This window comes from Eudoraea sp. (assembly GCF_049669105.1).
GTDB lineage: Bacteria > Bacteroidota > Bacteroidia > Flavobacteriales > Flavobacteriaceae > Eudoraea.
The window spans coordinates 1-11,446 of record NZ_JBATKE010000183.1; the positions used below are offsets into that span (position 1 = coordinate 1).

General features: G+C 40.1%; 11 protein-coding genes. 6 read left to right on the plus strand and 5 right to left on the minus strand.

Going from position 1 to position 11,446, the window contains the following annotated elements:
* The 3 genes from WBM60_RS14180 to WBM60_RS14190 form a co-directional block, all read right to left on the minus strand.
* A partial coding sequence (locus WBM60_RS14180; RefSeq protein ID WP_424283227.1) for an aldehyde dehydrogenase (NADP(+)) occupies nt 1-1,160 on the minus strand: 1,160 nt, incomplete at its 3' end.
* Nucleotides 1,161-1,171: 11 nt separating this feature from the next.
* A complete protein-coding gene (locus WBM60_RS14185) occupies nt 1,172-2,110 on the minus strand; it encodes a dihydrodipicolinate synthase family protein (RefSeq protein ID WP_424263314.1) in 939 nt (312 codons plus the stop codon).
* Nucleotides 2,111-2,145: 35 nt separating this feature from the next.
* The gene (locus WBM60_RS14190; protein ID WP_424263316.1) at nt 2,146-3,315 is read right to left on the minus strand and encodes an aldose epimerase family protein; all 1,170 of its coding nucleotides are present in this window, start codon (nt 3,313-3,315) and stop codon (nt 2,146-2,148) included.
* Between the two features lie 159 nt (nt 3,316-3,474).
* Between WBM60_RS14190 and WBM60_RS14195 the strand changes: the two genes are divergently transcribed.
* On the plus strand, nt 3,475-3,873 hold the full coding sequence (locus WBM60_RS14195; RefSeq protein WP_424283228.1) for a hypothetical protein: 399 nt from the start codon (nt 3,475-3,477) through the stop codon (nt 3,871-3,873).
* Nucleotides 3,874-3,904: 31 nt separating this feature from the next.
* Here the strand turns inward: WBM60_RS14195 and corA are convergent, their stop codons facing one another.
* Nucleotides 3,905-4,972, minus strand: coding sequence for a magnesium/cobalt transporter CorA (gene corA / locus WBM60_RS14200; protein ID WP_424277051.1), 1,068 nt, complete (start codon nt 4,970-4,972; stop codon nt 3,905-3,907).
* A gap of 244 nt (nt 4,973-5,216) precedes the next feature.
* Between corA and WBM60_RS14205 the strand changes: the two genes are divergently transcribed.
* Genes WBM60_RS14205 through WBM60_RS14225 form a run of 5 tightly spaced genes read left to right on the plus strand, consistent with a single transcriptional unit; the run spans nt 5,217 to nt 10,734 of the window.
* Nucleotides 5,217-6,278, plus strand: a complete 1,062-nt coding sequence (locus WBM60_RS14205) for a pyridoxal-phosphate dependent enzyme (RefSeq protein WP_424263322.1) — start codon at nt 5,217-5,219, stop codon at nt 6,276-6,278.
* A 17-nt stretch (nt 6,279-6,295) separates the two neighbouring features.
* Entirely contained in the window at nt 6,296-7,369 is a 1,074-nt protein-coding gene (locus tag WBM60_RS14210) for a DUF1611 domain-containing protein (protein ID WP_424263324.1), read from the plus strand.
* Complete coding sequence (locus WBM60_RS14215) at nt 7,369-8,889, plus strand: hypothetical protein (protein WP_424263326.1); 1,521 nt, start codon at nt 7,369-7,371, stop codon at nt 8,887-8,889. Before WBM60_RS14210 ends, WBM60_RS14215 begins: the two co-directional genes overlap by 1 nt.
* Entirely contained in the window at nt 8,873-9,673 is an 801-nt protein-coding gene (locus tag WBM60_RS14220) for a creatininase family protein (RefSeq protein ID WP_424263328.1), read from the plus strand. Before WBM60_RS14215 ends, WBM60_RS14220 begins: the two co-directional genes overlap by 17 nt.
* Entirely contained in the window at nt 9,673-10,734 is a 1,062-nt protein-coding gene (locus tag WBM60_RS14225) for a mandelate racemase/muconate lactonizing enzyme family protein (protein WP_424263330.1), read from the plus strand. Before WBM60_RS14220 ends, WBM60_RS14225 begins: the two co-directional genes overlap by 1 nt.
* A 120-nt stretch (nt 10,735-10,854) precedes the next feature.
* On the opposite strand, the gene WBM60_RS14230 is transcribed toward WBM60_RS14225, so the two are convergent.
* On the minus strand, nt 10,855-11,446 hold a 592-nt coding region (locus WBM60_RS14230; RefSeq protein WP_424283229.1), incomplete at its 5' end, for a zinc-binding dehydrogenase.

An 11,446-nucleotide genomic window follows, 5' to 3' on the forward strand; every position in this document is an offset into this window, starting at 1 on the left:
GGGTTCTCCAGAAAATTTTTCCCTTCGGTTGTAAGCACAAGTTGTTGGGCAAAATAGGGTTGTGGTTCTGTTACAAATTTTGCTATTGGGCTGGTACCGGACTGGGCAGCAGCTGTTTGTTTGCCTCTTTCGTAATTGCCATAAATGTTGGGATGCAACATACAACTAGGTTCCAGCTTCGCAATTTCTTTCCCCAGGGAACTGATAAAAGTATCCAGGGCTTCACTTTTCAGGCCTAAAATAAGTCCGGGATTGGTACAGAACTGCCCAGCACCCAACATAATAGATCCGGCGTATTGTTCAGCCCAAGAACTTGCCTTTTCTTGAAGGGCAGAAGGCAATACCACCACGGGATTAATACTGCCCATTTCTGCGAAAACAGGAATAGGTTCCGGACGCTCATTGGCCAATTTTTGCAAGGCTGTTCCACCCCTGATACTACCCGTAAATCCAACTGCCTTTATCACTGGGTGTTTAACAAGTTGCTGACCCACTTCAATTCCACTACTATTCAGGTTAGAAAAGACTCCATTGGGCATATCTGTTTTTTTTGCTGCTTTTTGAATGGCTGAGGCTACCAGTTCCCCTGTTCCAGCATGCATGGGATGACTCTTTACAATAACCGGACAACCGGCTGCAAGTGCACTGGCAGTATCCCCACCCGCAGTGGAATAGGCTAGCGGAAAATTACTGGAACCAAATACAGCAACAGGCCCCATAGGGAAAAGCATCTTTCTTATATCGGGTTTTGGTACAGGAGTCCTGTCTGGCAGCGCAGTATCAATACTGGCCTCTACCCAGGAACCATCTTCCAAAGTGTTGGCAAAGGTTCTTAACTGACCGACCGTGCGCCCGCGTTCCCCTTTTGCCCTGCCTTCGGGGAGACCGCTTTCCAAACAATAGGTTTCAATAAGCAAATCACCCAGAGCTTCGATCTCATCCGCAATAACTCTTAAAAAGCCGGCCTTACGTTCAGCTGTGAAATTCTTATAACTTTCAAAAGCCTCTGAGGCCAATTTTGCAGCTTCATTCAGCTCCTCTTCCGTGGCTTCATAAAAAATCCATTTGTTCTCCAGATTTAATTTGGGGTTAAAAGTTTTATAGGTATTGCTGCCATTGGCAGAGAGTTTATTTCCGATATAATTTTTTCCTGTGATCATATTTTTCTTCGTTATGCCGTATGATAAGTTGATTTTTTCAAGGCTTTATAATCTGGTAATGAGGGCCTGGTACGCATTCCTTCTTCTATAATTTTTAAAACCCTTTGGCGTTCGTCTCCCTGTAGCGCGAGTCTGGGTGCCCTCACATTTTCTGTGCCTATTCCTGTGGCAACTTCAGCCAATTTAATATTCTGTACCAGTTGCGGGCTTATATCCAATTCCAATAGCGGTAAAAACCAGCGATAGATTTCCAAAGCCTCGGCAGTTCTGCCGGCTTTTGCCAGTTCGTAAATAGCAACGGTTTCCTGTGGAAAGGCACAGACGAGGCCGGCTACCCAGCCATCGGCCCCCATTAATATACTTTCAAGTCCGAGGGTATCTACCCCCGTAAGTACTTTTAACCGATCTCCAAATCGGTTTTTTATCCGGGTGATATTGGAAATATCACGGGTAGATTCTTTTACCGCCTGTATGTTGTTGCATTGCAACATTTCTTCAAACATATCCAGGGTAACTTCAATTCCATAATCAACCGGATTATTATAGATCATGATTGGAAGGTCAGTGCTTTGGGCAATAGCCTTAAAATAGGTAACCGTTTCAAAATCATTTGCTTTATAGCGCATTGGCGGTAGCATCATAAGTCCGCTTGCACCATACTTTAATGCATTATTTGCAGCCATAATAGCTCCTTTGGTGGATTGTTCTGCAATGTTTATGATAACAGGAATTTTCCCATCTACAATGCCAACAGTGGTCTCAATAAGGATCCTCTTCTCATCATCTGAAAGTGTACTGGCTTCGCCCAGGGTGCCTCCCAGTATAATTCCGCTAACACCCGCCTGGACCTGAGCATTTATATTTACCTCAAACATCTTTAAATCCAGGGTATCGGCCTCTGTGAATTTGGTAGTTACAGCGGGCATAACGCCCTTCCATTGTACTTGCATAATTATCAGGGATTAGTTGTAAAATATAAAATTATTTATTTTAATACATCGAATTTATAAACAGTTGTGGATTTGTATTTATCTCCCGGTTCTAATAAGGTGCTCGGGAAGTTTGGCTGGTTTGGAGAATCTGGAAAATGTTGTGTTTCCAAGCAAAAAGCGTTTCTTTTCATATAAGGGTTTCCACTTTTACCAATACTGCTCCCATTTAAAAAGTTGCCGCCGTATAACTGGACACCAGGTTCGGAAGTGTACACTTCCATTACTCTGCCACTTGTAGGCTCGGATACCCGTGCTGCCAAAACAAGCCCTTCACTATTTTTAGGAGATTGGTTCAGCACAAAATTATGATCATAGCCGCCTCCTATAACCATCTGTGCATGATTACTATCCAGGTCTCTGCGAATTGTTTTCGGCGTGGTAAAATCAAAGGGTGTGTCATCAACACTCTCAATGGTGCCAATAGGGATAAGTCCGTTATCCACCGGGGTATATGCAGAGGCGTTGATCATCATTATATGATCATTAACATCCCCATTGCCTTCACCTTTAAGGTTAAAATAGGAATGGTTGGTTAGATTAATAATCGTGGTTTTATCTGTAGTAGCCTCATAGCTGATTTTTAATTCATTATCATCGGAAAGAGTATAGGTAACCTTGACATCCAGGTTACCTGGATAACCTTCCTCCATATGAGGTGAAACGCGGATAAATTCAATTTGGTTGGCTGCGGTTTGCCTGGCTTTCCAGATGACTGCATCAAAACCAATATTACCGCCGTGCAAATGGTTTTCACCATTATTTTTCGCCAGTTTATATTTTGTGTTTTTAATAGAAAATTCACCCTTTGCAATACGGTTTCCATACCGGCCTATTACAGCTCCAAAGTTATTTTTAGGACCATTCAAATAGCCATCCAGTGTGGAAAGCCCCAGAACAACATCGCCCATTGCTCCATTTTTATCGGGTACATGTAAAGAAATTAACCGTTGTCCATAATTAGTAAAATCTGCTCTAAGCCCGTTTTTGTTGGTCAATGTATAGAGGCTAATGCTATCGCCCCCAACAACAGCGTAAAAATCATCGGGATTTACAGTGTTGGAATATGAAAACCTTTTTTCTATTTTCTGAGGTTGATCTTTGGTGCTATTATCCTTACAGCCTATAACAATTAAGGCCAAAAGGATTATGGAATTTATCTTCATAGTGCTCTAAAATTTAGACCAATAAATGTAGGGAAAAGTAAGCATCTAAAGGAGATGTAACACAAAATATTAATACAAATAATCGATTAATTATATTCATATGTCCTTTAATTTAAACGGGAGATACTCTTTTTCGTAATATATTCTTATTTTAGGTTGATGAGATCACCTATCACCAGTATTTTAGTGATGCTTCTTTTTATTCAGTTTTCAATGAGAAGTCAGATAGAGGAAGACAAGGCCCTTCATTTTGCTGCCGGTGCATTTTCAGGGGCAGCCGGTGCGTTAATAGCTTCAAAAATAAGTAAAAGAAATCGTTTCTGGACGGTTACCGGCTCTGTGGCAGCCAGCCTAATGGCGGGCTTAACCAAGGAGGCCATAGATAAAGGTAATGGGGGGAATTGGGATAATGGCGATTTAACGGCAACTGTCTTAGGTGGTGTTACTGTTGGGGTAAGTATTGAATTATTTTCCAAAAAGGAGGGGAAATACTATGTAAAAAGAAAAAAATCTGCCAAAAAGAAGAAAAAGAATGATAAGTTAATGGCACTCTATTGATTGAATAATTTATTGGATTAGTAGCTGCATTTTAAAGCCACTCTCTGCGTTTAAAGTAGTAGAGCATACCTAAAAATACCACAACCATTACGCCCCAGAGCACAAAATACCCGTATTGAAATTTAAGCTCTGGAATGTTTTCGAAATTCATTCCATACACTCCGGCTATAAAGGTAAGGGGGATAAAGATGGTAGCCATAATGGTTAGCACTTTCATTACTTCATTCATCCGGTTGCTGATAGTCGTCATGTACATATCCATCAAACTCCAGATCAATTCCCGCTGAATATCTATACTTTCCGAGACCTGAATAACGTGGTCATACAAATCTCTTAAGTACAATTGTGTTTTTTCAGTAACAAGTGAGGTCTCAACTTTATCCATGCGGTTTACCACTTCTCTAAGTGGATAAACAGCGCGGCGTATTCTTAGTATTTCCCTTTTTAGGTTGTGAATTTCCTGAATAAGATCATTATTTGATTTTTCTTCAAATAAATTTTCCTCCAATTCTTCTATTTTTTCACCCATCACCTCCATGAGATTAAAATAATTATCCACTATGGCATCCATGAGTACATAAAGCAGGTAGTCTGCACCCTGGCTCCTAACCCTGCCTTTGCTGTTCCGCAATCGCTCCCTGACCGAATCAAAAACATCACCATCCGCTTCCTGAAAAGACAATACATAATTGGAACCCTGAATGAAACTTATATTTTCAAATTTTAGATTCTGTTCCTGATCAAAATAAAGCATTTTTAACACTACGAAAATATATTCTTCATGTTCCTCCAGTTTGGGCCTTTGCTTGGTATTGGCAATATCTTCTATGATTAGCGGATGCAGCTCAAAATCTTTCCCCAATTTTTCAATTTCATTAACGTGATTAAGCCCGTTGACATTTATCCATGTTATGGTCTCCTTATTTTCATAGGTAAAGGCTTCTTCAATATCTTTAAGTTGCTTTTCGTCCAGATAATCCTTGTTATAATCAAAGACATCTATAAACAATTCTTTTTTGGCTTTATTCCCAACATAAACGATAGTACCAGGGGCTAATCCTGTTTTATTGGCTGCTCTTGATGAAGTTGCTTTTTGCATTTCCTGATTTTATGGTATTACAATGTAGCTTATTTAGGATTGTCCTACAAGCGTTTCCCTAATGCTATTAGGTGGTTTGTTGATTGAAAACGGGTATCTAATCATGTTTTAAATAGCAAATTTCACCGAAACAAGAATCCTTTCTCCAATTTAGAGGTTGGAATTATATGTAATTTAATCTGTTTTTTGATCACCGAAGAACATATATTTAGTTTACATTTATTCAAAATAGAAGTGTTTTAAAATGGATCTGAAAGATGGGGTTAAAACCGCTGAAAACAAAGTCTCTACGGAGACCAGTAACTTAAGTTTATATGTACGGAACAAGGAGAATACTCTGATAGACAGGTTGGAAAGTTATGAGGATATCACCAATATTGAAGTTGGGGATACAGGGCTGTACAGAGCCAAGACGTTGGAACGGGAGTTTAATATTCGTCAACTGTATACAAAATATGAAGGTGACAATCCCACCGGAACCCAAAAGGACCGTATAGCTTTTGCCCAGATTTATGATGCATTGCGCAGGGAGTTCGATGTAGTTTCCCTGGCAACTTGTGGCAACTACGGAGTAGCAATGGCTCTGGCGGCCAATTTAGCCGGAATTAAGTGTAAAATATTTATTCCTGAAGCATATCATACAGAACGCATTAAGGAAATGGAAATATTGAATGCAGAAATTATTCGGCTCCCTGCCAGCTATGAGGAAGTAGTTATTAAGAGCAGTGAACTGGCCAGGCAAAACGAGTGGTATGATGCGAATCCAGGGGGAGCCAACACTCCCTTGCAAATTTCCGCCTATTCCAAAATTGCCAACGAAATTGTGGAAGACCTTGGGGACGCCCCTAAATATTGTGCGGCTCCAGTATCTAACGGAACGCTATTTGCCGGAATTTACCGCGGTTTTGTGAGTTTGTATAAAAGAGGAAAAACCTCGAGAATTCCAAAGATGATAGCTGCTTCATCAAGCAGAAAGAATCCAATAGTGCAGTCATTTAAACTAGGCTTAGATGTTTGTAAAGATTTGAGTCCGGAAGTTATTAAGGAAACACAATACAATGAACCTCTTATTAACTGGCACAGTTTTGACGGAGACGAAGCACTGTACGCCATAAGGGAATCCAAGGGTGACGCATTTAATATAAGCGATAAAAAGTTGAAGGATATGAGTTCACTTTTGCTTAAAAAGGAGGGGCTAAGAATTCTGCCTGCAGCTACAGCCGGCCTTATTGCATTATTAGAACTTGATGCAAAACTGGATTTTGAACCCGACCGGTTTGTGGCTGTTTTAACAGCCAGGTACTAAGTATTAAAATTTAGACAATGAAAAAAAGTATAGACGGAAAAGCCTTGGTATATTGTGAGGGTGCATTCAATACTCCAAACGGAAAAACAGCCCATGGATTGGTTCGATTTACAGAGCGTTATGAAGTTGTGGGAGTTATTGATAGTAAATACGCAGGGAAAGATGCAGGTGAGGTTTTGGACGGCAAGACCTATAAAATACCCATATTTAGATCGGTTGCTGCTGCCACCAAGGCTCTGACAGAAACAAAAAACTTGCCCAAATATTTTGTTATAGGGCTCGCGCCAGATGGAGGCCGATTAACACCTTTGGCGAAATCTTCGGTAAAAGAAGCTCTGGAAATGGGGTGGAATGTGGATAGTGGTCTGCATGATTTTTTATCTAAGGATAAAGCAATTGCAAGGTTAGCTGATGAATGTGGATGTAAAATCAGGGATGTGCGAATGACGCCTGAAAGAGATAAACTTCATTTTTTTACTGGTGAAATAGAAAAAGTAGATTGCCTGAAACTGGCCGTCCTGGGAACAGATTCTGCATTGGGAAAACGTACAACCGCCTGGATCCTGGTTCATGGATTCCGAGATGCAGGGCTGAAAGCAGAAATGATAGGTACAGGCCAGACCGGTTGGATGCAGGGTGCTAAATACAGTATGATTCTGGACAGTTGTATTAATGATTTTGTTTCAGGTGAAATAGAACACGCAATAGTAAGTGCATGGAAAAATGAAAACCCTGATGTGGTCATAATTGAGGGTCAGGGAAGCCTCATGAATCCAGCCTATCCAGGAGGATTTGAAATTCTTGCGGCCGGAAGACCCGACTATGTCATTTTACAGCACGCTCCAAAAAGACTAGAGTATGACGGATTTCCCGGATATAAACTTCATTCTTTAAAAGAACAGATCAATGCCATAGAAGTTATATCAGGAAAAGAGGTGCTGGCGGTTACCGTTAACCATGAATTAATGACCGAAGATGAGATTTTACCTGCCTGTGAGGCAATAACGAAAGAAACCGGCTTACCTGCTTTTGATGTATTAGCCTTCGGGGCTGAAGAGCTAATTGATTTATTGAAGGCGAAAATTAAATAATGGACATTAGATCACTTGTTGTTTTTCCCTTACTTAAGGTACATAATTTAATCGTTGAGCCCAAACGCGTAAAAGCGGTTTATACGATTGTGAAAAATGACGGGAGTGAAGAGAAAAATGAGCTGATCTATTCCTACGATAATACCTATTTTGACCGAAAAAATCCGGATGAAGTCAACCTGGCATCACTTATGGTGGTCCAGGTAGCTTTAAATTACGGACTTTTTTTTGAAAGCATTGAGTTTGATGGTCTTTTTGATCAGACTGATAAACGATTTCTCCTCGATATGCTGGAAAACACTTCCAGGGAAATATTGGTCAATAAATTCCTGACCAAAAATGAATTTTTAAAACCACCATTTGATGCAATTACCGCAAAAAAAATGGATCGTTATACGGCAGCGAAATTAAATTTCACGAATACCCAATTTTATCATTTGGTACTCAAAAAGGAAATGTCGGAAACAGACAAATCACAGTACGCTATTTTAAGTAGTGGAGGTAAAGACAGTTTGCTGACGTATGGGTTGATTAAAGAAATTGGAGAAGCACACCCGATCTTTATCAATGAATCCGGACGGCATTGGTTTACAGCTGTCAATGCCTTTAAATACTTTCAAAAAACGGAACCCAATACGGTCAAACCCTGGTGTAACAGTGATCGTATCTTTAATTGGATGGTACGGCAGATGCCTTTTATTAAAGAAAACTTTCAGAATATTAGGGCTGACATCTATCCTATAAGATTATGGACAGTGGCTGTATTTCTTTTCGGGGTATTGCCTGTTGCACGTAATCGAAATATTGGAAATATTCTGATAGGGAATGAATACGATACTACTTTAAAAGGCAACCACAACGGGATAACACATTATAAGGGCCTATATGACCAGAGCGCTTATTTCGATAATGCCCTGAGCCGATACTATCATAAAAAAGGGTGGAATATTTATCAATATTCTATTTTGCGAAGCCTGGGGGAACTCCTGATATTAAAGGTGTTGGTAAAACGATACCCTGAACTGCAAAAACAGCAGGTGTCCTGTCATGCTGCACACGAGCACGATGGACGAATGCTGCCCTGTGGGAATTGTGAAAAATGCAGGCGAATTGTAGGTATGTTAAAGGCATTGGATGAGGATCCAAAAAGGTGTGGCTATTCAGATGAACAAATAGAAAAAGGACTGGATGCCCTCACAAAACAGAGTATTAAACAGCTTGGGTCCGATGCGGCACAACTATTCCATATATTGCTGAATAAGAAACTCATCGATGAGAACGAACATACCCTTAAACTGGCGAAGGAACATCCTGAAATTGTACAACTCCGCTTTGACAGGGAACGAAGTCATTTGGAAGATATACCCAAATACATCAGAGAACCACTGTTCCGTATTTTCGCACAATATTCGGAGGGAGCGGTACGATTAAAAGATCGAAAATGGCATACCTTCGTATTTGATGAGGAGCAACTTAATATTCCTTATTTTTTAACTAAAGAAAATGAAAACAACAACTAAAAAAACAGGTTTCCTTTGGGAGCAAATGACCTGGCCGGAAATAGAAGCATACCTTAAAACGGTAGATACCGCCATTCTGCCATGCGGAGCCGTAGAGCAGCATGGACCTCACCTGCCGGTGGATGTGGATTATTATGATGCCAAATACCTTGCTTACAAGGTAGCTGAAGGCTGTGAAGACCCAAAGCCATTAGTGTTGCCTACAATTCCTTTCGGGGTGTCATTTCATCACGATGATTTTAAAGGCACGCTTAGTGTTACAAATGATGCGCTTTCTAAATTTGTGTATGATCTGGGAATGAGCCTTGCCAAGAATGGGATAAAAAAGCTGATAATTCTCAATGGGCATGGAGATAATGCGCCTACGCTGAGCTATGCGGCGCAGATGATCACCAGGGATACTAATATTTTTGTTTGTGTAGACACCGGGGAAACCAGTGATGCCCTCCTTTATAAATTAATTGATACTCCTAATGATATTCATGCCGGTGAAATTGAAACCAGTACCACCCTTGCACTTCGTCCGGAATTGGTTCAAATGGACAAGGCTGTTAATGAGACAATGATGTTTGACAATAGATACCTGGACTATGACAGCGAATCCAGCGTCAACTGGTATGTACATACCCATAAAATATCAGAAAGCGGAATTATGGGAGATGCTACCAAGGCTACTGCTGAAAAAGGTAAAAAAATGTGGGAACTGATGATCCTGCATATGATTAGGTTTGTTGAATCTATTAAAAATGCCCCTTTAAAAGATTTATATCAAAAGCGGTATTAATGAAAATCACAAAGATATCTTATGAGCGACTTCATTTAAAACTTGTGGAGCCCTATACCATTGCTTATGAGACCATTGAAGAAACGACAAACTTTATTCTAAAGCTGGAGACAGAAGGTAAATGGACAGCTTATGGTTGTTCAGCACCGGATGTCACTGTAACAGGGGAGAGTCCGGAGCAGGTTGAACAAGCTATAAAAGATATTATTATTCCTTATTTAAAAGGTAAAAATCCATTTACCTATAATAAGATTTTGGCAGAACTAAAGGAATTGCTCGGGAAGAAATCATCTGCTCTGGCTATGGTCGATATTGCCCTGCACGACCTTATAGCAAAAAAAGCAGAGGTGCCTTTGTATCAATTTCTTGGGGGATATCGGAATTGCATTTCCACCAGCATTACAATTGGAATATTACCACTGGAGGATACCCTACAACGAGCCTCTGAATTTGTAAAGCAGGGTTTTACCATTCTTAAAATAAAAGGAGGACATAATTTGCAGGAAGATATTGAAAAAATGATGCGGGTGCATGAAAAATACCCCCAACTCATACTACGGTTTGATGGTAATCAGGGCTATAATGTTGCAGAATCTGTTGCCTTTGTGGAAGCAACTAAAAAAATTGGGATCCAGATATTTGAACAACCCACAAAAGTTGAACGTGAAAAGAAATTGGGTAAGGTAACAGATCAGGTGCATATACCTGTAATGGCCGATGAGAGTATAAAAACTCTGGCCGATGCTTTTCGGCTTGCTCAGAATGAGCGCATTGATATGATTAATATTAAATTGATGAAAGTGGGAGGTATTTCCGAGGCAAAGCATATTAATTCAGTCGCAAAATCAGCTAATCTGGAAGTTATGGTTGGTTGTATAGATGAATGTAGTTTAGGAATATCGGCCGGCCTTCATTTTGCTTTATCACGCCCCAATATCCAGTATGCAGATCTTGATGGGCATTTGGATATGGAAAACGATCCGTTCAAAGGTATTTTCGAAATGAAAAATGGTATACTCTATCCCTCTGAAAGTCCTGGTTTGGGATGGATTGACAGCTAATAAAAAACTTCCAATTTTCGATGAAGGACTTTTGTTTTGTGTAAATAACCCGGTACTGCGTTCCCAAATTTAAAGCATAGGACTTAACTTCTTTATTACTATATGGTTGAACTTGCGGACCTATATTTCAACCACTATTTTTCCCTTTGCTAAATTACTTTCCATATACCTATGAGCTTCAACGATTTGGTCGAGACGGAAAACCTTGTCTAGATTAAGGGTAATCTCCCCATCCGTAACTGCATCAATAAAATCTTGTAATAAGTCTTTCTTTAAATTAGCCGCGTCTCCCATGTATACTGTCAATCTTCCCAAAGAAGGGATGTCACCCATGGGCGTGAATTCCTTAAGCGTCCATTCGCCACCAAGTATTCCTGTCATGCATACTATCCCCCTTCGTTTTATACACTTTAAAGAATCCTTCAAAGTTTTTATGCCAATTAATTCCAACACCTTGTTTACACCATCAGGGAACAATTCTTTAAGTTCCTCTGCAACTGTTCCATTATCAATAAGGACATGATCCGCCCCATTTTCTATTAAGAACTCCTTCTTCGACTTGTTCCTGGTGGTAGATATAACGGTCAACCCCAAATGCTTTGCCAATTGGCATGAGAGCATTCCTATAGAAGATGTTCCACCTCTGATAAGTAAGGTTTCGCCAGACCTGACCTCTAATGCCTGAGTTAAAGATCCTGAAACAGTTTGAAAC